Here is a 23,482-nt window from a genome sequence, read left to right on the forward strand (position 1 = left end):
GGTCATTCCGGGGTGGCCCACCTACCGGGCACCCTCATCGTGGCGGTGCCTGCGGTTGGTCGTGGGGGTTGTAACGACCGGGTGGAGGCTGGCATTCCAACCTGCGCGACCCAGCCCCCAAGGTCGGGCGGCGGGTCGGTGGTACTGCGATCGTCAGGGTATTCAACGACCCCGGCCCGGCCATGATTCCGGCCCACGAGTGCGCCCGGTCACCACCCACAAACACCCACCAACGGACAAACCACCCACCCAACGCCGGGGCCACAGCGCCAAACCGGCGCTCACCGGCGTGATCCACTCGGGTTTACGGAAGTCGGGGCATCCGAGACTTCCGGACACCGCGACTTCAAGGAACCCGAGTCGATCACGAGCGGGCCGAGCGCACCAGCTCGCGCAAACCGGACAAACTTTGAGGCGATGAGGGCAAGGCCGGCGCGCCTGGAGCAGCGTGCTGGGATCGACCTGAGCGACACCGGCGCTGGTGGGCGTTACCCTGACACCATGCAGGCCGTCTCCCCCACCGCGACCGGCGTGGCCTTTCTGGCCCGCCCGGGTCGCCCCGCCGTGGTGGCGCGGACGCTCGCCGAGCTTGCCGGCCCCACCCGAGGGGTGGTGGAGCTGCCGGTACGGCTGATGTGGAACGCCGAGCGCACCTTCGACCTCGGCGACCCCGACCAGCTGCTCTGGATGTACGAGAACGTGCTTCGCGAGACCACTCGGGCCGACGATCTGCGCGCTCTGATCAACGGGCGGACGCTGCGTCGGGTGTGGCGACTGCTCAACCTGCCTCGGGGCGTACGCCAGGCGTGGGAGAGCCGGCACCGCGGCCTGCGCGCGGCGTGATCGAACCTCATCTGCACGAGTTCTACCGGGAAGTGGCCCGGGTGGCGCTGGCCGCCGCCGGGCCGTACCGGTTCGTTCTGGGTGGTGGGGTGGCGTGGGCTGCGCACGGGCTGGTGGCCCGGCCGACGGAGGACGTGGACCTCTTCGCGGACGTGGAGGGCGCTGCGGCGGCGGCGTCCGCCGGGGTGCGGGTGGCCCTGGAGCGGGCCGGGTTCATCGTCAGTGATGCCGACCCGGACAGTGAGCTGGCCGAGCTGTTCGACGGGTACGAGCAGGACATGAAGGACTTCGTGGTGAGCCGCGACGGACGGCAGATCCGGCTCAGCCTCGCCCGGTTGGACCGCCAGCAGAGCCCGGTGGTGATGGACCTGGGGCCGGTGATGGACGTTCGGGACCTGGTGGCGAACAAGATCGCGGCGTTGGTCAACCGGCGGGAGGTTCGCGACTTCATCGACGTGGCCGCGGCCCTCGACCACTACGACGTGACCGAACTGCTGGTGCTGGCACGGCAGGTCGACCCCGCGCTGGACCCGGACGACGTGCGCGCCGCCGGCCGCTACCTGGACCGGCTCTCCGACCAGCGTTTCGGCCGGTACGGTCTGGGCGCCGCCGACGTCGCCAAGATCCGGCAACGCTTCGCTGCCTGGCCACGGTGACCAGCGAGCCGCGCGAACAAGCCACGCGAACAAGCCGCACGACCATGGACCGCGGGAAGAAGCCACGCGAGCGTGCCGCGCGAACAAGCCACGCCAGCGAGCCGCGCGAACAAGCCGCACCACCAACGGGCCGCGCGAACAAGCGACGCGAGCGGGCCACAGCGCCGGGTGGGCATCCCGCGCGGACGCCCACCCGGCGGCGGGTCACTTGGTCGGACGACCGCCCGTGACCCCCAGGATCTCGCCCGTCACGTAGCTGGACTCCTGCGAGGCGAAGAAGACGTACGCGGGCGCCAGCTCAGCCGGCTGCCCGGGACGCCCCTCCGGGGTGTCGGTGCCGAACTGCTTCACCTTCTCCTCCGGCATGGTGGCCGGAATCAGCGGCGTCCACACCGGCCCCGGTGCGACGGCGTTGACCCGGATGCCCTGCTCGGCCAGGTCGGCGGCGAGGGCCTTGGTGAAGTTGGCGATCCCCGCCTTGGTGGTCGCGTAGTCCAGCAGCTGCGGCGACGGGTCGAACGCCTGGATCGACGACGTGTTGATGATCGCCGACCCCTCGGCCAGGTGGGGAATGGCGGCCTTGCAGAGCCAGAACATCGCGTACAGATTGGTCTTGAACACCCGGTCGAGCTGCTCGGTGCTGATGCCGAGGATCCCCTTGTCCTGCGACATCTGGTACGCCGCGTTGTTGACCAGGACGTCGAGGCCGCCCAGGTCGCGCACCGCCCGGTCGACCAGTTCCTGGCAGTGCGCCTCGTCGGTGATGTCACCGCGTACCGCGACGCCCCGCCGACCGGCGGCCTCGACCAGCCGGACGGTTTCCCGGGCGTCGGCGTCCTCCTCCTCACTGAGGTAGGAGATGAGCACGTCCGCGCCCTCCCGGGCGAAGGCGATCGCGACCGCCCGGCCGATCCCCGAGTCACCGCCGGTGATCAGCGCCCGCTTGCCGTCGAGCTTGCCGCTGCCCCGGTACGACCCCTCCCCGTGGTCCGGCTTCGGGGTCATCTCCCCGGTCGAGCCGGGCGCTGACTGCTGCTGCGCGGGCTGACCGGACTGCCCGCCGTACTGGCTGGTCGGGTCCTGCTGGGTGTGCTGGTCCTCGCTCACTGAAACTCTCCTCGCTGCGCGCGGGAAGCGGGGTCTCCCGCGAATACCGTCCCTGACCGCCCTACCCTGCGTCGGCCTGCGGAAACCGCTGCAACGATCGGGGCTGCCGTGGCGGTAGTGCCCGCTGCTGGCTATGGTGCGCAAGGCGCTCACGAGGCGCGTCCACCCCCATGGAAAGGCACGTCATGACCTCTCCCTCCGGCCCGTCGCGCCGCCAGGTGCTCGTCGCCGCGGCGGCCGCGGCGACCACCCCGCTGATCGCCGCCGCGCCCGCGCAGGCGGCCGGCGCGGCCCGGCCGCGCACCTGGGACCTCACCCTCCTGGGCACGTCGGACACGCACGGCAACGTCTACAACTGGGACTACTACCGCGACGCCGAGTACGACGACAGCAAGCAGAACGACATCGGCGTGGCGAAGCTGGCGACCCTGATCAACCAGATTCGTCGGGAGCGGCGCGGCAAGGCGACGCTGGTGCTCGACGCCGGCGACACGATCCAGGGCACGCCCCTCGCGACGTACTACGCCAAGCAGGAGCCGATCACCGCCACCGGGGAGAAGCACCCGATGGCACGGGCCATGAACGTCATCGACTACGACGCGGTGACCCTGGGCAACCACGAGTTCAACTACGGCCTGCCGTTGCTGGACCTGTGGATCCGCCAGCTCGGCTTCCCGGCGCTCGCCGCCAACGCCGTCAACGCGAAGACCGGCAAGCCGGCCTTCCTGCCGTACGTCATCAAGAAGGTCTCCCTCGGTTTCGCCGCGCCGACCCTGCGGGTCGGCATCCTGGGGTTGACCAATCCCGGTGTGGCCATCTGGGACAAGGGCAACGTCGAGGGCAAGCTGCGCTTCGACGACATGATCGCGACCGCCGCGAAGTGGGTGCCCATCATGCGGGCCCGCGGCGCGGACCTCGTGCTGATCTCGGCGCACGGCGGTGACAGCGGCACCTCCAGCTATGGCCCGGAACTGCCGAACGAGAACCCGGTGGCGCTGATCGCCCAGCAGGTGCCGGGGATCGACGCGATCCTCTTCGGTCACGCGCACAACGAGGTGGTCGAGCGGTTCGTCACCAACGAGCGCACCGGCACGCAGGTGCTGCTCTCCGAGCCGTCGAAGTGGGGCCAGCGGCTCACCCGGATGGACTTCACCCTCACCCGTGAGCGCGGCCGATGGACGATCACCAAGAAGGCCGCCACGATGCTGAACACCAACACCGTGGTCGAGGACCCGAAGGTGCTCGCCGCCGTGCGGGCGCAGCACCAGAAGACCGTGGCGTACGTCAACCAGGTCGTCGCCACGTCCACTGTGGAGTTGTCGGCGGCGGAGTCGCGGTACAAGGACACGCCGATCCTGGACTTCATCAACCACGTGCAGACCGAGGTGGTCGGCGCGGCGCTGGCCGGCACGGCGTACGCGGACCTTCCGGTGCTGTCGATCGCGGCGCCGTTCAGCCGGACCGCCGTCTTCCCCGCCGGCGACGTGAAGATCCGCGACGTGGCCGGCCTGTACGTGTACGACAACACCCTCGAGGCGGTCGTACTCAGCGGGGCCGAGGTGCGCGCCTACCTGGAGTACTCGGCGAAGTACTTCCGTACGTTCGCACCGGGTGCCCCGGTCGACCCGGAGCAGATCAGTGACCCGGCGGTGCCGGACTACAACTACGACGTCTTCTCCGGCCTGGACTACGACATCGACATCTCCAAGCCGGTCGGGCAGCGGATCACCCGCCTGGTGCTGTCCGGCACCGACACTCCGGTGGCGGACAACGCCCAGTTCGTGGTGGCGGTGAACAACTACCGGCGCAGCGGCGGCGGCAATTTCCCCGGCATCGTGAAGACCCAGGTCTACAACGCGCAGCAGGAGATCCGTCAGCTGCTCATCGACTGGGCGCAGGCCAAGGGGACGATTGACCCGGCCGACTTCTTCCAGCCCAACTGGCGTCTGGTCCGCGAGGGCGTGCCGGTCTTCTGACCGCAGCGCATCACGAACGGGCCGTGGGTGGCGACATACCCGCGGCCCGTCGCGCGTTCTCAGCCCTGCACGTTCCAGCGGATCGGGTCCTCGGACTCCTCCGGCCGGTCGCGCCCGGGATCGGTCTCGGTCAGGGCCACCCGCTCGTCGGGACGGACGGCGGGCGGCAACTCCCCGAACCGCGCGTGGCGCAGAAACGCGTACTCGTCGTCGGTGAACGGCTGCTCGGTCATCAGCGCCTCCTGCTGCTGCTCCACGGTGATTGTCCGGCGGGTACGCCGGTCGACACCAGTAGCCGAGCACACACCCTGTAAGGCGTCCTAGGATCCTGGGTGAGCAGTGGTGGCCTGGCGCGACGGGTGCGACAACCGGTCGAGCACCGCGAGTGCGGCCCGGATGGGCCGGCGTCGCAGCATCTCGTCGAAGCTCGCCCGCCCCTGGCAGAACTGCACGAACATCCGCCAGCCCGGCGGGGTCGCCAACAGGGCATGGAACACGTCCGGGCGACGGGTGAACACGTCGAGCAGCCGGAAGCCCGCCCGCATCTCCGGCAGCAGACGCTCGGCCACCGCCCGCTCGTACCCGGCCAGGTCACCGCTCGCGACCGCAGCTCCGGCCAGCTCGCCGGAGCGCAACGCGAAGCTGATGCCCTCCCGGCTCCACGGCTCCAGCAAACCCGCCGCATCCCCCACGACCAGCACCCGGCCGTTGCGCAACGGTGAATCCTCCGCCCGACAACGGGTCAGGTGACCGGAGTCGTGCTCCGCCGGCAACCCGGTCAGACCCAACCGGTCGACGAACCGCCGCAGGTAGTCGCGGGTCCCCTCCCCCGCCCCCCGTGCGGCGATCACGCCGACGGTCAGCCGGTCACCCTTCGGAAAGACCCAGGCGTACGAGCCCGGCATGGCACCCCAGTCGAGCAGCAGCCGGCCCCGCCACCGCTCCTGCTCGACGGGCGGCACCGGAATCTCCAACTCCAGACCCAGATCCACCTGCCGGTACCGAACTCCGACGTGCCGCCCGGTCACCCCCGACGAGCCGTCCGCCCCGATCACGGCACGAGCCGCGATCGTCGTACCGTCGGCCAGCCGCAGGCGTACCCCCTCGGGGTCCTGCTCGATCGCGCGGACCGCGACCCGCTCCCGCAGCTGCGCGCCGGCGGCGACCGCCGCCGCGCGCAGCCGGTCGTCGAACTCCTCGCGGCGCACCATAGTCACCACCGGACTGCCGTTGCGGCGGGTGAACTCCCGACGGCCGTCGCGGGTGAAGGTCACCCGGTCCACCCGGTCGTGCGCGGGCACCTCGATCCGATCCTGAACGGCAGCCAGCGACGTGCCGATCAGGCCACCGCCGCAGGTCTTGTACCGCGGGTGAACGGCTCGCTCGACGACAAGGGTGGAGACGCCCGCACGGGCAGCGGCGTGCGCCGCGGACAGCCCCGCGGGGCCACCGCCGACAACGACGAGATCCCAAACGATCACGGAAGCAGCCTAGGGCACCTCCCCGGCCCGACCGCCGGACCCGCCCGCCGTCGCGACCGCCCGATCGGGTGTGCATCTTCGGGCACCGAGGGGGTAACCGGCGCACGGCAGCCGCCACCGCAGTGGCGGACGAGCAAAAGGAGGAACCATGCAGCAGGTGCAACTGTCGGAGGCCGAGCAACGGGTGTACCAGGCGGTCACCACCCTTGAGGCACGCGGGCAGGTGCCCTACCCGGACCTGATCGCCGAGGAATCCGGGCTCACCGAGGAGCAGGTGGGCAGCCCCCTGCACCTGCTCACCGAGAAGGGCCTACTGCACCGCGAGGACTCGCCGATGGCCGGCCTGGACTTCGGTCCCCGGTTCTGCGCCCGCCAGATGGCGTGACCCGCGGAACCAACCGGTACGGTTCGCCCCCCGAAGACCCGGGTAGCGGTCAACCATGGATGACCGAGGGTCGACGGGGGGCGCGATGAGCGCGGCGCACGCGCCGCAGCCGGTGACCGCCGCCGAGAACCGACGACGCTGGCAGGCCGTCGGCGTCGGACTCGTCGCCGCCTTCATGACACTGCTCGACGTGAGCATCGTCAACGTGGCCGTGCCCTCCATCGACCGGGCGCTGCACGCGTCGTCCAGCGACCTGCAGTGGATTCTCTCCGGGTACGCGCTCACCTTCGGCCTGGCGCTGGTGCCCGCCGGCCGCTTCGGCGACGCCCGCGGTCGGCGCAACGCGTTCGTCTTCGGCATCGCGCTGTTCACCATCACCAGCGCGCTCGCCGGCCTCGCCACCTCCCCGACCTGGCTGGTCATCGCCCGACTGCTGCAGGGCGCCGCCGCCGGCGTCGTCAACCCGCAGGTCATCGGGCTGATCCAGCAACTGTTCCGTGGGCCCGAACGCGCCCGCCCGTTCGGGCTGCTCGGCGCCACCATCGGCATCTCCACCGCCGTCGGGCCGTTGCTCGGCGGACTGCTCATCGCCATCGGCGGCGACGAACACGGCTGGCGCTGGGTCTTCTTCGTCAACGTGCCGGTCGGTGTCCTCGCGGTGATCCTCGGCTGGCGGTTGCTGCCCGGCCGCCCCAGCGGCCAACCCGGCTGGCATCGACTCGACCCCTTCGGCGTCCTGCTGCTCGGCGTCGGTGTGGTCCTCGTCCTGCTGCCACTGGTGCAGGAGCAGCAGTGGCGGACCCCGTGGAAGTGGGCGCTCATCCCGGTGGGCCTGGCGGTGCTGGTCGCCTTCGGGCTCTGGGAACGACGGTACGCACGCCAGCACCAGCCCCTGTTCGACCTCCGACTGTTCAGCTTCCAGTCGTACACGCTGGGCTCGATCCTGGCGCTCGTCTACTTCGGCGGCTTCACCGCGATCTTCTTCATCTTCACCCTGTTCCTGCAGATGGGGCTCGGCTACAGCGCGCTCGTCGCCGGCCTGGCCATCACCCCCTTCGCCCTGGGCTCCGCGGCCGCCGCCGTGCTCGGTGGCCGCATCGTCAACCGCTTCGGCCGACCACTGGTCGCCATCGGACTGCTCACCGTGGTGGTCGGACTGGCCGCCACGGTGATGGCACTGCGCCTCTTCCCGGACGCCCCGGCGCCCTGGGTCACCGCCGGCCCACTGCTCGTCGCCGGCATCGGCAGCGGGCTGGTGATCGCCCCCAACCAGACGATCACCCTCTCCGAGGTGCCGGTCGATCAGGCGGGCAGCGGCGCTGGCATGCTCCAGACCGGCCAGCGGATCGGCGCCGCCGCCGGCATCGCCGCCGTCGGCTCGCTGTTCTTCTCCAGGTTGGCCGACAGCCGCGGGGACTGGACCAACGCCTTCGAACAGTCCCTCATGCTCGCCACCGGCATCATCGCGCTCGCGCTGATCGCCGCGCTGATCGATATCAGGCGCACCCACAACCACAAGAACTGACCGGGGTACGCCGCTGGCCGGCTCCCCGGGTGTGGGTGCCGGTGCCGGTCCCTGTCCCGGTCCCTGTGGCGGTGCCGGTCCCGGTCCGCGGTCCTGGTCAGCAAGTCGCGTTTCGTGGTGCGGTTTTGTGCGGGTTTGTCAAGGCGCGGAAATGCCGCTGGCCGGCACCCCGGGTTGGGGGTGCCGGCCAGCGGTCGGTGTCATGCTGTGGTCTTGCCGCCGTGCGGTGGTGCGGTGGTGCTGGTCTTCGGTGCTGTTGTTCTGTGGTGGTGCGGGTCAGCTGTTCCAGTACTGGCCGACGAGGTCGGTGGCCTGCTGCTCCCACTGGGCGTAGGCGTCCGGGTAGGCCGACACCTGCACCGTCTGCGCGGCGTCGGTCAGGGGCATGTCCTGCCACCCGTCGACCTGCTTCAGACCCTTGAGGAACGCGGTCGTGGAGTAGGCGGGGTCGGTGATCTGCTCCGGCGTACCCCAACCCGAGCTCGGGCGCTGCTGGAACAGGCCCAACGAGTCGTGGTCGTTCATATCGCCGAGGTGGCCGAGGTTCTCGAGCTTCGACTCCTGCAGGCTCGTCGCGATCGAGATGACCGCGGCGCGCTCCGGCAGACCGGCCTTCTTGGTGGCGGCGATGATCGCCTTGACGTTGGCGCTCTGCTCGTCGTTGAGGGTGATGTGGGACTGGTCGCCCTGCGGCTTCGGGGCGGCCGACTGCACGGCCACGGCGACGGGCTTGGCATCCACGGCCGGGGTGGCGGCGTGGGCGGCGATCGGGCCGGCGAGGACACCACCGGCGAACGCGAGACCAGCAACAGACAGCATGCTCTTACGGAAGATCGTGTTCATGAGGGATAGCTCCTTCGGGGGTAGGACACCCCGACCGCCAAAAAGGGGGGGCGGCGGCAGGGTGTGAGCACCTCGTCCGGCGCTGCACAAACAAAGGGGAAAAGTTTGGGGGGTGACACCCGTGTCGGGCGTCGGATCGGCCGACCTGGCAAGCCGAGGGGCTCGCGGCGCCGGGTCCCTGTGTAACGACCGGGGGGCCCGGCTCATTCCGGGGTGGCCCACCTGCCGGCACCCTCACCGTGGCGGTGCCCGCCGGTCGTTCGTGGCGACTGTAACGACCGGGCGGAGGTTGGCATTCCGACCTGCGCGACCAGACCCCCAAGGGTCGGGCGGCGGGTCGGTGGTGCTGCGATCGTCAGGGTATGTAACGACCCCGGCCCGGCCATGATTCCGGCCCACGAGTGCACCCGGTCACCACCCACAAACACCCACCAACCGACAAACCACCCACCCAACGCCGGGGCCACAGCGCCAAACCGGCGCCCGCCGGCGGGATCCACTCGGGTTCACGGAACTCGGGGCATCCCGGACTCCCGGACACCCCGACTTCAAGGAACCCGAGTCGATCACGAACGGGCCGACCGCGCAAAGGCCCCAAGCCGGACATGGCCTGCCGGAAGTCGTACCGGCGGTTTGTCGGCCTCGATAGTCGCGGGCATGGCCGGACCGACGAATATCGGCGGGCCTGGGCCGGACCGACGACGGTCCCCCGGAAGGCGCTGGCGCGCGGGCCCCGTCTCACTGAACAGGCTGGCGCCCGTCGGAGTGTTTCCGACGGGCGCCAGCCTCGGTGCTGTCCGGGCGCAGCCCGGTGGTGTGGATTAGTGCGCCGCACCACCGAAGCGCTGGCGGCGACGCCAGGCCAGGGTCAGCAGCAACATCACCGCTCCGGCGCCGACCAGGCCGCCACCGAGCTTCATGGGCGTGCCGAGGCTGTCACCCGTGACGGGCAGCGGCTGCTTCTTGTGCAGCACCCGCAGCTCGGTGGAGGCGGTACGGCCGGACTCCCGGCCCGTGGCGGTGAAGGTCAGCAGACCCGTCACCGACGGCTTGTAGGTCTTGGTGAAGCGACCCTGAGCGTCGGTGTACGCCGTGAAGTGCAGGGGCGCGCTCGCCTGGTAGGCCACCGGAGCCATGGCCACGGTGCTGCCGTCGCTGCGGCGAGCCGGAGCCGCACCGCGGGCCGGAGCGGCCTGCGGTGTGACCGTCACGTTGATGTCGACGGTCTCGTTCGGGCCGAAGTTGGTACCGGTCAGCACGACCGTCTCGCCGAGGTAGATCGTCGGCCGGTTGACGGTCAGGGCCGGGGGTTGCGGCGTGTACGGCGGCGGTTGGGTCGGGTCGGTGGTCGCGCTGGGCGTCGGCTGCGGCTGTGCCGCCCCCGCTGCCGTCGGCACGGCCACCACGGCCAGGCCGACCGTGAGCGCCATGATGATGCGGGATAGCCGCATGATTGGTTCCCTCCTACTGATCACAGCTTGGTGCGGAATGAACTTGGGTGGTCCAAGGGCTGGCGGTGGGGGTCAGCCACAGCTCGGCCTGTCCGACGCCGGTCTTGGCCGTCAGCACGGTGACCTCCAGCGCCCTCTCGGCGCCGGGGCCGACGTCGACGCTGGCCGTCGCCACCTGACGGCGGCGTTCGGTGCCGCTGCCAAGCGCCGCCTCGGCCCCGTCCAGTCGGGCCTCCAGCACCGCTCCTCCAGCCGGGCTGAAGATCGACACCAACGTGCGGGCGGTGTACGGATCGCCAGCCATGCCGAGGCCGAGGATGGACTCGCTGAGTCCGGACTTCGGCGCCGTCGAGCGCAGAGTCACCCGCAGCCGTAGCTCACGGCGGCCGTCGGACCGGCATTCGCCGACCGTCAGGTTCGCCGCCGGCTTCAGGTAGTAGCCGAGCTTCGCGCCGCTGCCGTCGTTGAGGAACACGCCGACGGTCGGCACGGTGTCCTGTTCCGGAAGCGTCCCGGCCATCCGGCTCTCGCCGAATGTCCGCTGTTCCTCAGGTCGGGCACTCCAGAACAATATCCGGCGTTCGGTGATAGCACGGTCAAATGCGGACAACAACACCCGTGGGTTGACATTCTTCTTAAAAAAGGTGTCGAACACCGAGGCGGCAGACGCCGCGAAGAAGTCGTCCTGCTGTTTGATGTCGAGGCGCTGGTAGCTGTCGTTGAGCAGGGTCTGCACTACCTTCTCGCTGGCGAGCGGGACACCCCCGGGCACCAGCACCGGACCGGTCGCCTTGAGCAGATAGGACAGCACCACCGGATCAACGGCGAGTACGCCGTCGACAGTGGTGCCGGTCTTTCGCCGGAACATCTCGCGGTACAGCGTCGCGGCGGTCGGGAAGTGCGGGGACAGGTTGACGTCGGCGGGATAGATGCCGGGCAGGTCCGTCCAGAGGGCCCGGGTCTCGGCGGGCACCTTCACCGCCGGGGTGAACCGGCCGAGCGAGGCACTGCTGCCCTGCTTGCCCATCTTCACCTTGCCGTTCTCCGCCTCGATCATCGCGTACGCGCCGAACATGCCGCCGGTGGCGCGCAACTCGGCGAGGTTCTGCGAGACGAGCAGGTAGCGGCGTGGGCCGTTCGCGCCGAGCAGCGGCGGGAGGAGGCGGGCTCCCTGGTCGGCAGCCCTGGTGAGGCTGGCCAGCCGGTCGATCTCGTCGCGCAGGTCGCTCAGCGCCTGCCGGATCTGGCTGACCAGAGTGTCGGCTGGCACCGCCGCCAGGTTCTGGCGGGTACGTTGCACCGACTCGTGGGCCTCGGTCAGCTGGGTGGAGACGGCGGCGAGTCGGGCGAGGTCCACCCGGCCCCCGGTCGGCACCAGGCTGGTCAGGTCCGCCCGAAGCAGGGTCGGGAACGCGTGTCGAGCCAGTTCGTCGATGGCGGCGGCGATCTGCGCGACGGCGTCGAGGTCGTCGCCTGCCATCGGCGTACGTCGTCCGAGCTGCCAACTCGGGTCGGCCGTTGCCGCGCGGGCCGCGCCGGCCTGCTCCTGAAGGGCGGCGAGCGTCCGCAGGGCGCGGTCGGTGTCCCCACCGACGGTTTGGGCGCTCAACTCTCGGGCCAGGCCAGCGGCGTTGAGCAGGTGGGTGCGCGCCTGCCAGCCACGGAAGCCGATCCACCCGGCGGTCGCCAGCAGCAGCGAGCCGACCACCAGGGCACCAAGGAGGGCCCGTCGCAGTCGGGCCCGCCGACGACGCCGGGACCGGCTCCGCCGCCGGATCGGTCGTTCGCTCACCGTCACACCACACTCCCAATCGCGGAACCGGACAGAAGGTCGATTCCCTGACGTTCTTAGCACGCATCAGGGAAATTTGTACTGTTATTGCGTTTGTCGTCCTTTAAGCGAGCTTTCTTCGTGGCTCCGTGGCGGGCTCTGCGACCCGTCCAGCCGCCTCGTGCAACAGCCGTTCGATCTGGTCCACGCCGGCGGGCAGCGACATCTCGCGCAGGTACGCGGCCCGACCCCGGCGACCCATCTCGGTGCGGGTCGGCGACGGAATGGTGGCGGCCAACCAGAACCTGTCGGCCAATGCCGCCCAGTCCTCGGGCGGGCAGGACAACCCAGCCCGAGCCCGTTCGACCAGCTCGGCCGTGTCCCCACCGGCGGACGCGATCACCGGCGCGGCACAGGAGAGCGCGGCCTGGAGCTTGCCGGGCACCATGCCGCGCAGCTCCGGAAGGTCGCGCAACATGACCAGTTGGTAGTCGGCGGCGGCGTACAGCTCGGGCATGTCGACCGGCGACCGCCGCTCCAGGAAACGGACGTTCCCCGCGCCCAGCTCGGCGGCGAGCCCCCGCACCCGCTGCTCCGCCGCGCCCGAACCGACCAGGACCAGATCCATCGTCCGGTCCAGTGCCGCGGCCGCACGGACCGCGGTCTCCAGCCCCTGCCGCGCCCCGATGGTCCCGGCGTGCATCACCACGCACCGGCCGTCGCGACGGACCAGCTGGCGGGCCGCCACGCCGGGTGTCGCCGGGTGGAAGATCCGCTCGTCGGTCCAGTTCAGCACCAGCCGGACCCGGGCCGGGTCGGCGCCGGCCGCGACCACCAGGTCCCGCATCGACGGCGCCGCGACCGCGATTCGCGCCGCGGTCCGGTAGATCCGGGTCATCGCGCTGCCCATCCGTGCCGCCCAGCGCCCCTCGCCCCCCTCGTCCGCGCCGTCGCGAGTCCAGACGTCCTGCACGTGCAGCACCGCCGGCACCCGCCCGAGCAACCGGAGCACTCCGGCGGCGGCGAACGTCGTCGCCGGCAGTTGGAAGACGTAGAGCGCGTCCACGTCGCCCAGGAACCGGCGTGCGACCAGCCCAGCGCTGCCGGCGAAGGAGAGGTAGCTGGCCATCCGGCCGCCGACCGACGCGGCGCCCCCGGGGTAGCGGGGGACCCGTCGGACGCTCAGCCGTTGGCTGTGCGTCTCGTGGTGCCACCGCTGTCGCCAGCCGGGATAGACGTGCCCGCCGGGGTAGTCCGGAAAGCCGGTGAGGACGCGTACCTCGTGCCCACGCGCGGCCAGCTCCTCGGCGAGGCTCCCCGGGATGAACGCCGGCTCGGGCGGAAAGTGGTACGACAGGATGCCGATCTTCACCGGTGCGCCCCCGTCCCACAGGGATCGCCGGCGACCGGCGCGGCACCACGACCGGCCGGCGTGCGGCGCGCGTACGATGCCGACAACCCCTCCCCGCGCGGCCACCGGCGTCGACGCACCGCCCCCGCGGTGCGAGCGCTCGTGTCCGTACCGATGAGAGGGGCACCGATGGCTGATCGCGTGTTGTTCGTCTGCCACGCCAACCTGTGCCGGTCGCCGATGGCCGAGTACCTGGCCCGCCGGCTGCTGGCCGACCGACCCGTCGAGGTGGCCAGCGCCGGCACCGACGCGGTCGACGGGCTGGCCATGCACCCGTACGCCCTGGAGGTCGCGACCGAGATCGGCGCGGACCCGGCGGCGTTCCGGACCCGGGGGTTGCGGCCCGAGTACCTGGTCGACGCGACGCTCGTGCTGACCGCGACCCGACGCCAACGCTCGGTCTGCACCGCGTTGGCGCCGGGAGCGCTGCACCGGACGTTCACGCTGCGCCAGTTCGGCCGGCTGGCCGCGGCGGCCGAGCCGCCCGCCGACTCGGCCGACGACCCGTTGCGGGCGGCCATCGCCGCCGCCGCCCAGGCCCGGGGACGGCTGCAACCCGCCGCCCCGGACGAGGACGACCTTCGGGACCCGATCGGCGGTACCGCGGCCGACTTCCGACGCTGCGCCGAGGAGATCGAACGGTCGCTGCGACCCCTCGCCGCGCTCATCGGGGCAGCCGGGTGAGTTCCTGGGTGTGGTCGGGGACGCCGTTGACCCCGTCGGCGGTCGCGCTGTGCCGGCCGGACGCGGCCCTGTCGGCCGGCACCGACGCCTCGGCCGTCGAGGCCACCACCCGGTAGGCCTCGTACTGGTACGCCTCGGCCTTGGCCACCTTGGCCATGTTCAGCACACAGCCGAGCAGCCGGACCGAGACCGAGTGCAGTGACCGGGCCGCCGCAGCGACCTGGGTCCGCGAGGTACGGCCCTGCTGGGTCACCAGCAGCGCGCCGTCGGCCTGCACGGCCACCACCACGCCGTCGGTCACCGCGAGCAGCGGCGCGGTGTCGATGATCACGATGTCCGCCGACTCGCGCAGCGCCAGTAGCAGGTCCGACATGGCCTTGGAGCCGAGCAGCTCGCTCGGGTTCGGCGGGGCCGACCCGCTGGGCAGCACCAGCAGCGACTTGTCGCCCCAGCGCTGCACGACGTCGCCCACCTTCACGTCACCCACCAGCACGTCGGTGAGGCCGACGCCGGCATCCAGGCCCAGGTAGTCGTCGACCTTCGGGCGGCGCAGATCGGCGTCGACCAGCAGAACCCGCCAGCCCGCCTCGGCCAACGCGATGGCCAGGTTGCAGGAGAGCGTGGTCTTGCCCTCGCCCTGCAGGGCGCTGGTCACCGCGATGACCCGGGCCGGTTCGTGGACGTCCACGAAGCGCAGGTTGGTCCGCAGCTTGCGCACCGCCTCGGCGCGCGCCGAGGTCGCGGCGTCGCCCACGATCAGCGGGGCGCTGCGGGCGTTGGCCTCGAACGGAATCTCACCGAGCAGCGGGCTGCCGGTGGCGCGTTGCAGGCCGGCGGCATCGCGCAGTCGGACGTCGGCGACGCCCCGCAGGATCGCCAGACCCACGCCGAGGATCAGACCGACCAGGCCACCGAGGGTGAGGTTGCGGGCCGGCTGCGGCGAGACGGGATTGGCGCTGACCCGCGGGCCACTAACCACTTCGATCTTGATGGGCGCCTTGCCCTCCGGGGTCGTCTCGACCTTCTGAACGAGCTCGACGAACTTGTTGGCGAGGCTCTCCGTCACGCGCAACGCGCGGGTCTGGTCGGTGTCGGTCACCGACGCCCGCAGCAGAACGGTGCCGGTCTCGGTCGATGTGCTCACCCGGCGCTGCACCTCGTCCGCGGTGAGGCCGACCGGAGTCTCGGCCACCACGCTCTGCGCCAGCCGATCGCTGCTGAGCAGGTCGGCGTACGACTTGACGCGCTGCTGGAGAAAGAGCCCGCCCTGATAGGCGTCGCTGACGCCGGTGTTGGGGGTGGTGACGAAGAAGGTCACCGAGGCGACGTACCGGGGTTGGGCCCGTACGGTCAGGAACGCCGAGACGCCGAGAGCCACCATGACCGTGACCAGCGCGACCCACCAGTGCCGACGCACGTGGCGCAATTGGCGGAGCAGGTCCATCAGGAGCGCCCCCGTGCCGGTCCGGTTACGGCAAAGAACTTCACGAAAACCCCCAAGGTCGTCTCTAAACTCGTGAAACCATTAAAGCGGCTCATACGGCTTATGTCCGGAGTTATGTATTTTCCGGCGGCGAGATGTGCGCCCGCATGACCAACCCGACAAACGCCCATTCGGCTGCGGCGACAACGGGGAAAAGTCGGAAGCCGATCGGATGGCGTCCGATCGGCCCAGCGGTCGCCGCCGACCGCGCCGCCGGATAGGGTTGACAGCGGTGTGCCGGGAAGTCTGGTCGGCGAGTGGATTCCTGCCGTCCCGACTCCCGTAGGTGAGCCCAAAGTTGACCTCCCCCACCCCGCCATCAGGGCCGCGTCCGCCGAAGATCCGGCTGTTCTCCCGATCGTCCTGGCCGCAGGCCCGGCACATGGCCGACGTGCTGCGCACCGAGACCGTCGGCGGCGTGCTGCTGCTGTCAGGTGCCGTGATCGCGCTGATCTGGGCCAACTCCCCGTGGTCCGACTCGTACACGCGGCTCGGCGACGTGGTGCCCTGGCCCGGCGCGCCCTGGCACCTCGACCTGAATCTGGCCACCTGGGCGGCCGACGGCCTGCTGGCCATCTTCTTCTTCGTGGTGGGCCTGGAGCTCAAACGGGAGTTCGTCGCCGGTGACCTGCGCGACCCGCGCCGAGCCGCGCTGCCGATCGCGGCCGCGCTCGGCGGGATGCTGCTGCCGGCGCTGATCTACGTGGCGGTGGTGCTGAACGGGGGCGGGGACGGCCTGCGCGGGTGGGCCATTCCGACCGCCACCGACATCGCATTCGCGCTCGCCGTCCTCGCGGTGGTCAGTTCACATCTGCCCCAGGGCCTACGCGCATTCCTGCTCACCCTCGCGGTGGTCGACGACCTGTTCGCGATCACCATCATCGCGATCTTCTACACCGCCGACTTCCACCCCGTACCGCTGCTCGCCGCGTTGGCGCCGATCGGGCTCTTCGCGGTGCTGGTGCAGCGGGGGCGCACCTGGTGGTGGGCGCTCATCCCCCTCGCGATCGCCGCCTGGACACTGGTGCACGCCTCGGGCGTGCACGCCACGGTCGCCGGTGTCCTGCTCGGCTTCACGGTCCCGGTGCTCGCCCGTCGTCCGGCGGGCGGCGAGCAGCCGGCCACCGCCAGCGCGGGGGCGGGCGAGGGTGGGCTCGCCGCCCGCCTGGAGCACCGATGGCGGCCGGTGTCGGCCGGTGTTGCGGTGCCGATCTTCGCCCTCTTCGCCGCCGGGGTCACGCTGCGCGGCACCGACCTGGGCGCCCTGCTGAGCGATCCGATCGTGATCGCCATCGTCGCCGCCCTGGTCTTCGGCAAGAGCATCGGCATCTTCGGCTCGACGTACCTGCTGGCCCGGTTCACCCGCGCCGAACTGGACGAGGACATCACCTGGGCCGACCTGCTCGGGATCGCCCTGCTGGCCGGCGTCGGCTTCACCGTCTCGCTGCTCATCGGCGACCTGGCATTCGGGGCGGGCAGCACGGCCGACGACCGGGTCAAGGCGGCCGTGCTGCTCGGCTCGGTGATCTCCGCCGGGTTGGCCGCCACGGTGCTCAGCCGCCGCAACGCGGCGTACCGGAGGGTGGCGGAGCGGGAGCGGCTGGACGCCGACGGAGACGGCGTACCCGACGTCTACCAGCACCCCGAGACCCGCTGAGCGTGCCGACGCGCCCCGGCGAACGCGAACGCCGAGGGGGCGGCGCGGCCGACCAGCGCGGTTTCGCCGCTGCGCCCACCGCGCGGGCTCGCGCTCAGCGGCGGCGGTCGGCGGGCGGCAGGTCCTCGGTCTCCTCGACCAACGCCTCAGCCGTCGGCCCGGTGAGGTCGTCGCCCGGCACCGCCACCTCCTCGACACGATCCTGCTCGTCGGGCTTCCCGCCGGGCGGCGGCTCCGGGGCGGTGCCATCGCCGGCGAAGCCGTACTCGTTCGGTTCGTCGTGCCGGCTCATGTGGTCATCCTCCCGCTTTTCCCGTTTCACCTGTCGAGGCCAACGGTAGGTGGTGATCGTCCTCGGCGCAGCGCGCTGGGGATTGTCGGCCGGACCATGGGGGTGGGCGGCTCAGCGCCGCCCCGAGCAGCTGACGCAGGGCGATGATCGCGACCGCGCCGGCCAGGCCGTTCCAACCCGGCTCGCCAGCGAGCCGCAGCAGACCGGCTGCGGTGAGCAGGTCCAGCAGCACCCGGACGCCGCTGCGCAGCGCCCCGGTGGTGAGCGTGGTGAGTACCCCGGCGACCAGCGCCAGGGCGGTGACCGCCGTGACCAGGGCGCCCGTCACGGTTGACGCTCCCCCTCGGCCACCTGACGCTGCTCCTGACGGATCTCGCGGCCCAGGAAGTAGTTCAACGCCGTTCGGATCGTCGCGATCGCGGCCAGCTGGCCGATCTGCGTGAACGACGGGGACACCGCCGTGCGCAGCACGTCGGCCGCCAGCTGGAATTCCAGGCCCAGGGTCAGAAAGCGGCCCAGCGAGAGCCGGATCGGCGTGAAGCGGGCGGCGCTGCGGTGTCGCAGCCCTTCGACCACGAACCGCACCGCCGCCCACACCGCGCCCACGAAGATCACCAGCGCGCCGGCCACCTCCACCACGGCAACCAGCACCTGATCGCCTTGGCGCAACAACTCGGCGGGATCCACCCCGGGCCGTTACCCGCCCACCAGGCGGCTAGTCGGCGCTCAGGTCAGCTCGTTCACCGCCTCGAGGATCAGCCAGAGACCGGAGATGGCGAAGAGGATCGCGGCACCGTACTTGATGGTCTTCTCCGGCAGCCGCCGACCGAGCATCCGGCCGACCAGGATGGCCAGCGCGTCCGCAGCCACCATGCCGATGGTGGAGCCGAGCCAGGTGCCGAACCAGCCGTACTTGGTGGCGAGCGTGATCGTGGCGAGCATCGTCTTGTCGCCCAACTCGGCGAGGAAGAACGCCACTGAGACCGCCACCAACGCGGTCTTGTTGGTCTTCTCCGCCTTGCGCTTCTCCTCCTCCGTGAGTTTGTCCCCGCGTAGCGTCCACGCACCGAACCCGAGGAACGCCACGCCGGCAACCAGGGAGATCCACTCGGTCGGCAGCACCGCCCCGAGACTCGCGCCGATGGCGACCGACGCCAGGTGCACCACCGCGGTGGCGACCGTGATGCCGATCAGCACCGGAATCGGTTTGAACCGCGTGGCGAAGGTCAGCGCCATCAGCTGGGACTTGTCCCCCAGCTCGGCGACGAAGATGACGCCGAAGCTGACGACCAGCGCGGCGAAGAATCCCTCCATGACGTCCTTCCCGTTCACGCCGGGAGGAGGTACAGGGGCGCCCTCGACCCGGCTGCAACAGCCTGAGTCGAAGGTCTCGCCCGCCCCGAGAAAACCGGGGCCGCGTGGCCGGATGCGGAACGCACCAGTATGTCGACCACGACATTGGGGGCTACTCCCCTTCGCGTGATCAGCCTATCGGATCACCACCCGGCCCGGCCGAGCCGGGTGAACAGGCTCACCGCGCCCGCGCCAACGTGACGCCGAAGAGCCCGTCCGGGTCGGTCCAGAACTCCGCCGCGGCGAAGCCGGCCATGGCCAGCTCCGTGGCGACCCCCTCCCGGTGGAACTTCGCCGACACCTCGGTACGCAGCTCCTCCCCCGCCGCGAAATCGACTGTCAGCCCGAGCACCCGCACGCTCATCGCCCGGGTCGCCCGCAACCGCATCTCGATCCACTCGTGCTGGGGATCCCACACGGCGACGTGCTCGAACGCGGCCGGGTCGAAGTCGGCGCCCAGCTCCCGATTGATCACGTGCAGCACGTTGCGGTTGAACTCGGCGGTCACCCCGGCGGCGTCGTCGTACGCCGGCACGATCACCGACGGGTCCTTCACCAGGTCCGTGCCGAGCAACAACCAGTCGCCCACCTCCAGCGCGGCGCGCATCGCCGTCAGGAACTCGGCCCGCTCGGCGGGCAACAGGTTGCCGATGGTGCCGCCGAGGAACACCACCAACCGCCGACCGCCGGTGGGCAGCCGGTCCAGTTGCCGGGTGAAGTCCCCCACGATGCCCCGCACCCGCAGGCGCGGATAGTCGGCCGCGATCTGGGCGGTGGACCCGCGCAGCGCACTGACCGACACGTCGAGGGGGACGAACGTGCCCAGCCCACCCCGGCGGGTGAAGGCGTCCAGCAGCAGCCGGGTCTTCTCCGACGAGCCGGAACCCAACTCGATGAGCGTCTTGGCCCCGGTCAGCGCCGCGATGTCGGGAGCGTGCGCGGCCAGCACGACCCGCTCGGCCCGGGTCGGGTAGTACTCCGGCAGTCGGGTGATCTCCTCGAAGAGTTCGCTGCCCCGGGCGTCGTAGAACCACTTCGGCGGCAGCCACTTCCGCTCGGCGCTCAGCCCTGCCCGGACGTCGTCGCGCAGGCCACGCTCCAGGTCAGCCTCTTCGAGGTAGATCTCCAGGGGTTCCGCAGTCATCGGTTCGCTCCTCTGTTCGATCAACCGTTGCGTGCCTGCCCGGCACGGCTCACCGGGGTCGGCAGTGGACGTACCCGCACCTCACCCGCGGTGGCGACGACGAGGTGCCCCTCCGGCACCGACCGCCACCCGGGATCGTCGTCGTGTGGCTCGGAGGCGAGCAGCACCGAACCCGGCGTCTCGCGGACCGACAACGCGTGCCCCGCCACGCTGGCCACCACCCGGTGCCCGTCGGTGAGCAGCAGGTTGAGCCGCGAACCGGGGGCGGCGGCGGCGACGTCGGTCACCGTCCGCCCGACCGCCTCGACCGGGTCGGCACCAGTGCGCAACCGATGCCGCACCAGCGCCCAGAGCAGCGCCGAGTCGGTGGTGGCGTCCAGAGTGAGCAGGTCGCGCACCGGCAGACCGGCGGCGAGCGGCACCACGGCGTCCGGCCAGCCGCGGACCACACCGTTGTGGCTGAACAGCCACCGCCCCTCGGCGAAGGGCGCCGCCGCGCCGTCGAGCACCGCCATCCCGACCGTGGCCGAGCGCACCGCCGCCACCACCGCCGCGCTGCGGGTCACCGCCGCCAGTTGGGCGATGGTCGGGTCGCTCCAGATCGGCTGCGCCCGCCGGTACCGCACCGGCTCACCCTCACCCTCACCCGGGTACCAGCCGACACCGAACCCGTCGGCGTTGATCGTGCCGCCGCCGCGCATGTCACGGGGCGCCCAGGACTGCCGCACCAGCGAGTGCGGAGGCTCGAACAACAGCTCGGCCAGGGTGACCGGCGGCCCCAGGTAGGCCAGGTGGCGACACATCAGCGCCCCCAACCCGCCGCCGGGCCGCCGGTCGTGCGGCGACTCACCGGTACGACTCGTCCGGTCGCGCGTCCCGGGCACACCGGAAACCGCTGAAGATCTGCCGGCGAATCGGATAGTCCCAGTTACGGAAGGTGCCCCGGCAGGCGGAGCGGTCGGTGCCGAACGAGCCACCGCGCAGCACCCGGTAGTCGCCGCCGAAGAAGACCTCCGAGTATTCGCGATAGGGGAACGCGGCGAACCCCGGATGCCCGCCGAACGCGGTCGAGGTCCACTCCCAGACGTCGCCGATGAGCTGGTGCACACCCAACGGCGACGCGCCGGCCGGATACGCGCCCACCGGCGCCGGCCGCAGATGACGCTGGTCGAGGTTGGCGTGCGCCTCGGTCGGGTCGTCGTCCCCCCAGGGGTAACGACGCGACCGCCCGGTCGTCGGATCCCACCGGGCCGCCTTCTCCCACTCCGCCTCGGTCGGCAGCCGCTTGCCGGCCCACGCCGCGTACGCCTGCGCCTCGTACCAGCACACGTGCACCACCGGCTCGTCGGCGCGGACCCGCGCCCACTGACCGAAGCGCCGATACGACCAGTCGTCGCCGTCAGAACGCCAGTGCATCGGGGCGCTCAGCTGTTCCCGAACCCGATGCTCCCAGCCGGCCGCGCTCCACCAGCGCTGCTCGGTGTAGCCGCCGTCGGCGATGAAGGCCGCGTACTGGCCGTTGGTCACCGGGGCGGCGTCGATGACGTACGCCGGGAGGTCGACCCGGTGCGCCGGACGTTCGTTGTCCAACGCCCACGGATCGGTGTCAGTGCCCATGGTGAACTCGCCGGCCGGCACCAGCACCTCCGCGCCGACCCGGACCGACGACTCGGGCGGCGCCGGGGCGTGCAGCACCGCCGGCCCCGAGCGCAGCTGGTGGGTGGCGAGCATCGTCTCGTCGTGCTGCTGCTCGTGCTGCACGATCATGCCGAAGGCGAACCCGTCGGCGACCAGCGGCCGCTCGGTGAAGGTCACCGCGTCGAGCAGGTCGTGCACCTTGTCCCGAACGGTGGCCAGGTAGGCGCGCGCCTCTGCGGGCGGCAACAGGGGCAGCGCGGGGCGGTCCCGGCGCGGCTGCTTGAACGCGTCGTACAACTCGTCGATGTCACACCGGACCGGCTCCCGGCCGCCCACGTCCCGGACCAACCAGAGCTCCTCCTGGTTACCGACATGGGCAAGGTCCCAGACCAACGGCGACATCAGCGGTGAGTGCTGGCGCGTCAGGTCGGCGTCGTCGACCACCTCGGTCAGCAACGCGGTGCGGGCACGGGCCCGCGCCAACTCCACCGCGATGTGGTCGCGCAACTGCTCGCCGTCGACCCGGCCAGACTGCGAGGCTCGCAGAACCGGCTCACTCCTCGCGCTCACCGAGCCGTCCTCCGTTCGCGACTGCGAGGCTCGCAGAACCGGCTCACTCCTCGCGCTCACTGGTCTCTCCTCTCTGCGGCGGCCAGCCGCTGGCGTACCCCTCGCTGGATCTCGTCGTGGGTGCTGGTCGGCAGCTCCAGTCGGGGCAGGGTGGTCAGGGCCAGGTCGAGCAGGGCCGCCGCGGCGGCGGCCAGCGCCGGGTCGGCCAGGCCGTGCCGGGCGGCGGCCGACCAGCGGTGCGCCACTGGCGTGGCGATCGTGTACGCCTCCCGCACGGTGCCCTGGTCACCGAACAGGGCGGTCAGCACCGCCAGTGGCAGCCGCCAGCCGCGGTCGGGTTGGGCGTCCAGGTAGCGCAGCTCCAGGTAGCCGCGTGGCCGCACCGGCGGAAAGAGGGTGCTGACGTGGTAGTCGAGGTCATCGGTGGTGGGCGGTTGTGGCAGTGCGCCGTCGAGCCAGTCGGCGAAGGTCACGCCGGGCGGCGCGGCCCAGTCGGCGCTGTGCCGGCGCAGACAGAGCAGCGGCGCGGCGAGCACGTAGCTGATCCAGGCGTCGATCGGATCGTCCCCGGCCCGGGAGGGCGACCAGACCGGGCGGGTCCGGGCCGGGTCGATGGCCAGCCAGGCGGCCATCCGCGCGGAGGCCCAACCGGTGCGCCGCCCCGCGTGTCGACTGGCGGAGGCGAACGCCGCGAGTAGTGGGGGCCCGACCGCGTGGGCCGCGGCCCAGCGGTCAGCGACCTGGTCCGGCTCGCCGGCGTCGAGGCAGATCTGCAGGCCGGCGGTGCTGTACATCATCGTGCGGCCGGCCGGGCCGTGGCGGTCGAAGGCTCCGCGCATCGCGCGGTAACGGGGGGTTTCCACCACCGGGCGGGGCCGTCGGTGGGGGTCGATGCCACTGCTGCCGAGGACCAGCCCGGCGGCGGCCAGCAGGTCGGTGACCTGGGCGATGTCGGCCTCGGTGGCGCGGATCAACGCGGCGACCGAGGGGCGGGGCGGGGTGGAGATCTCCAACTGGCCACCCGGCTCCAGGGTGACCATGCCGCCGTGTCGCAGCGACTCGGCCGGGCTGGTGGCATCCAGCGTGGCGGGGCTGTGCCGCCCCAGCGCCGCCCGCAGCCGCGTCGCGTCGACGGGGCGGGCGGGATCGGCGGCGTCATGCACTGTCCATTCCCTGTCCCTTATACACATCTCCGAGCCCACGAGACGCGTA

Annotated in this window: 23 protein-coding genes; 7 read left to right on the forward strand and 16 right to left on the reverse strand. The window is 71.3% G+C overall.

Translation table 11 applies throughout. The features are described 5' to 3' along the window. The first annotated feature begins 501 nt into the window (after nt 1–501). A complete protein-coding gene (locus DLJ58_RS06920; RefSeq protein ID WP_091400038.1) occupies nt 502–843 on the forward strand; it encodes a hypothetical protein in 342 nt (113 codons plus the stop codon). After that, nucleotides 840–1,499 carry a nucleotidyl transferase AbiEii/AbiGii toxin family protein gene (locus DLJ58_RS06925; protein WP_124854376.1) on the forward strand — a complete coding sequence of 220 codons (660 nt, stop codon included), beginning with the start codon at nt 840–842 and terminating at the stop codon, nt 1,497–1,499. Before DLJ58_RS06920 ends, DLJ58_RS06925 begins: the two co-directional genes overlap by 4 nt. Nucleotides 1,500–1,703: 204 nt before the next feature. Here DLJ58_RS06925 and DLJ58_RS06930 read toward each other — a convergent pair whose 3' ends face one another. Next, on the reverse strand, nt 1,704–2,606 hold the full coding sequence (locus DLJ58_RS06930) for an SDR family oxidoreductase (protein WP_124854377.1): 903 nt from the start codon (nt 2,604–2,606) through the stop codon (nt 1,704–1,706). A 185-nt stretch (nt 2,607–2,791) separates the two neighbouring features. On the opposite strand from DLJ58_RS06930, the gene DLJ58_RS06935 reads away from it, so the two are divergent. After that, nucleotides 2,792–4,582 carry a bifunctional metallophosphatase/5'-nucleotidase gene (locus DLJ58_RS06935; RefSeq protein WP_124854378.1) on the forward strand — a complete coding sequence of 597 codons (1,791 nt, stop codon included), beginning with the start codon at nt 2,792–2,794 and terminating at the stop codon, nt 4,580–4,582. Nucleotides 4,583–4,641: 59 nt separating this feature from the next. On the opposite strand, the gene DLJ58_RS06940 is transcribed toward DLJ58_RS06935, so the two are convergent. Together DLJ58_RS06940 and DLJ58_RS06945 are read right to left on the reverse strand one after the other, a co-directional pair. Next, a complete protein-coding gene (locus DLJ58_RS06940) occupies nt 4,642–4,839 on the reverse strand; it encodes a hypothetical protein (RefSeq protein WP_124854379.1) in 198 nt (65 codons plus the stop codon). Nucleotides 4,840–4,902: 63 nt separating this feature from the next. Beyond that, nucleotides 4,903–6,063: a geranylgeranyl reductase family protein gene (locus DLJ58_RS06945; RefSeq protein WP_124854380.1), complete on the reverse strand. Its 1,161-nt coding sequence runs from the start codon at nt 6,061–6,063 to the stop codon at nt 4,903–4,905. Between the two features lie 148 nt (nt 6,064–6,211). On the opposite strand from DLJ58_RS06945, the gene DLJ58_RS06950 reads away from it, so the two are divergent. Then, nucleotides 6,212–6,448, forward strand: a complete 237-nt coding sequence (locus DLJ58_RS06950; protein ID WP_030491902.1) for a hypothetical protein — start codon at nt 6,212–6,214, stop codon at nt 6,446–6,448. Nucleotides 6,449–6,533: 85 nt separating this feature from the next. Then, nucleotides 6,534–7,973: an MFS transporter gene (locus tag DLJ58_RS06955; protein ID WP_124854381.1), complete on the forward strand. Its 1,440-nt coding sequence runs from the start codon at nt 6,534–6,536 to the stop codon at nt 7,971–7,973. Nucleotides 7,974–8,249: 276 nt separating this feature from the next. Here DLJ58_RS06955 and DLJ58_RS06960 read toward each other — a convergent pair whose 3' ends face one another. From DLJ58_RS06960 to DLJ58_RS06975, 4 genes are all read right to left on the reverse strand, one after another. After that, nucleotides 8,250–8,816, reverse strand: a complete 567-nt coding sequence (locus DLJ58_RS06960) for a hypothetical protein (protein ID WP_124854382.1) — start codon at nt 8,814–8,816, stop codon at nt 8,250–8,252. Between the two features lie 821 nt (nt 8,817–9,637). Next, complete coding sequence (locus tag DLJ58_RS06965; RefSeq protein WP_124854383.1) at nt 9,638–10,267, reverse strand: hypothetical protein; 630 nt, start codon at nt 10,265–10,267, stop codon at nt 9,638–9,640. Between the two features lie 13 nt (nt 10,268–10,280). Then, nucleotides 10,281–12,059, reverse strand: coding sequence for a DUF4012 domain-containing protein (locus DLJ58_RS06970; RefSeq protein ID WP_244218822.1), 1,779 nt, complete (start codon nt 12,057–12,059; stop codon nt 10,281–10,283). 103 nt (nt 12,060–12,162) lie between these two features. Further along, nucleotides 12,163–13,410: a glycosyltransferase family 4 protein gene (locus DLJ58_RS06975; protein ID WP_124854385.1), complete on the reverse strand. Its 1,248-nt coding sequence runs from the start codon at nt 13,408–13,410 to the stop codon at nt 12,163–12,165. A 168-nt stretch (nt 13,411–13,578) separates the two neighbouring features. Between DLJ58_RS06975 and DLJ58_RS06980 the strand changes: the two genes are divergently transcribed. After that, nucleotides 13,579–14,133: an arsenate reductase/protein-tyrosine-phosphatase family protein gene (locus tag DLJ58_RS06980; RefSeq protein WP_124854386.1), complete on the forward strand. Its 555-nt coding sequence runs from the start codon at nt 13,579–13,581 to the stop codon at nt 14,131–14,133. On the opposite strand, the gene DLJ58_RS06985 is transcribed toward DLJ58_RS06980, so the two are convergent. Continuing rightward, the gene (locus DLJ58_RS06985; RefSeq protein WP_124854387.1) at nt 14,114–15,577 is read right to left on the reverse strand and encodes a tyrosine-protein kinase domain-containing protein; all 1,464 of its coding nucleotides are present in this window, start codon (nt 15,575–15,577) and stop codon (nt 14,114–14,116) included. The genes DLJ58_RS06980 and DLJ58_RS06985 overlap by 20 nt on opposite strands. A gap of 337 nt (nt 15,578–15,914) precedes the next feature. On the opposite strand from DLJ58_RS06985, the gene nhaA reads away from it, so the two are divergent. Then, a complete protein-coding gene (nhaA, locus tag DLJ58_RS06990; RefSeq protein ID WP_124854394.1) occupies nt 15,915–17,273 on the forward strand; it encodes a Na+/H+ antiporter NhaA in 1,359 nt (452 codons plus the stop codon). Nucleotides 17,274–17,367: 94 nt separating this feature from the next. Here the strand turns inward: nhaA and DLJ58_RS06995 are convergent, their stop codons facing one another. The 8 genes from DLJ58_RS06995 to DLJ58_RS07030 form a co-directional block, all read right to left on the reverse strand. Then, nucleotides 17,368–17,565 (reverse strand): hypothetical protein, encoded by a 198-nt coding sequence (locus DLJ58_RS06995; RefSeq protein WP_124854388.1) that lies wholly within the window; start codon nt 17,563–17,565, stop codon nt 17,368–17,370. A 4-nt stretch (nt 17,566–17,569) separates the two neighbouring features. Next, a complete protein-coding gene (locus DLJ58_RS07000; protein ID WP_124854389.1) occupies nt 17,570–17,893 on the reverse strand; it encodes a hypothetical protein in 324 nt (107 codons plus the stop codon). After that, a complete protein-coding gene (locus DLJ58_RS07005) occupies nt 17,890–18,252 on the reverse strand; it encodes a DUF1622 domain-containing protein (protein ID WP_124854390.1) in 363 nt (120 codons plus the stop codon). The genes DLJ58_RS07000 and DLJ58_RS07005 overlap by 4 nt, the downstream gene beginning before the upstream one ends. 39 nt (nt 18,253–18,291) lie before the next feature. Continuing rightward, the gene (locus DLJ58_RS07010; protein ID WP_124854391.1) at nt 18,292–18,879 is read right to left on the reverse strand and encodes a TMEM165/GDT1 family protein; all 588 of its coding nucleotides are present in this window, start codon (nt 18,877–18,879) and stop codon (nt 18,292–18,294) included. A gap of 217 nt (nt 18,880–19,096) precedes the next feature. Further along, the gene (egtD, locus tag DLJ58_RS07015) at nt 19,097–20,062 is read right to left on the reverse strand and encodes an L-histidine N(alpha)-methyltransferase (RefSeq protein ID WP_124854392.1); all 966 of its coding nucleotides are present in this window, start codon (nt 20,060–20,062) and stop codon (nt 19,097–19,099) included. A 20-nt stretch (nt 20,063–20,082) separates the two neighbouring features. After that, on the reverse strand, nt 20,083–20,865 hold the full coding sequence (gene egtC / locus DLJ58_RS07020; RefSeq protein WP_124854395.1) for an ergothioneine biosynthesis protein EgtC: 783 nt from the start codon (nt 20,863–20,865) through the stop codon (nt 20,083–20,085). Between the two features lie 43 nt (nt 20,866–20,908). Next, the gene (gene egtB / locus DLJ58_RS07025; protein WP_124854396.1) at nt 20,909–22,246 is read right to left on the reverse strand and encodes an ergothioneine biosynthesis protein EgtB; all 1,338 of its coding nucleotides are present in this window, start codon (nt 22,244–22,246) and stop codon (nt 20,909–20,911) included. A gap of 80 nt (nt 22,247–22,326) precedes the next feature. Beyond that, on the reverse strand, nt 22,327–23,482 hold a 1,156-nt coding region (locus DLJ58_RS07030), incomplete at its 5' end, for a glutamate-cysteine ligase family protein (RefSeq protein ID WP_124854393.1).

Origin of the sequence: Micromonospora arida (assembly GCF_003857035.1) — a bacterium.
GTDB classification, from domain to species: Bacteria; Actinomycetota; Actinomycetes; order Mycobacteriales; family Micromonosporaceae; genus Micromonospora; species Micromonospora arida.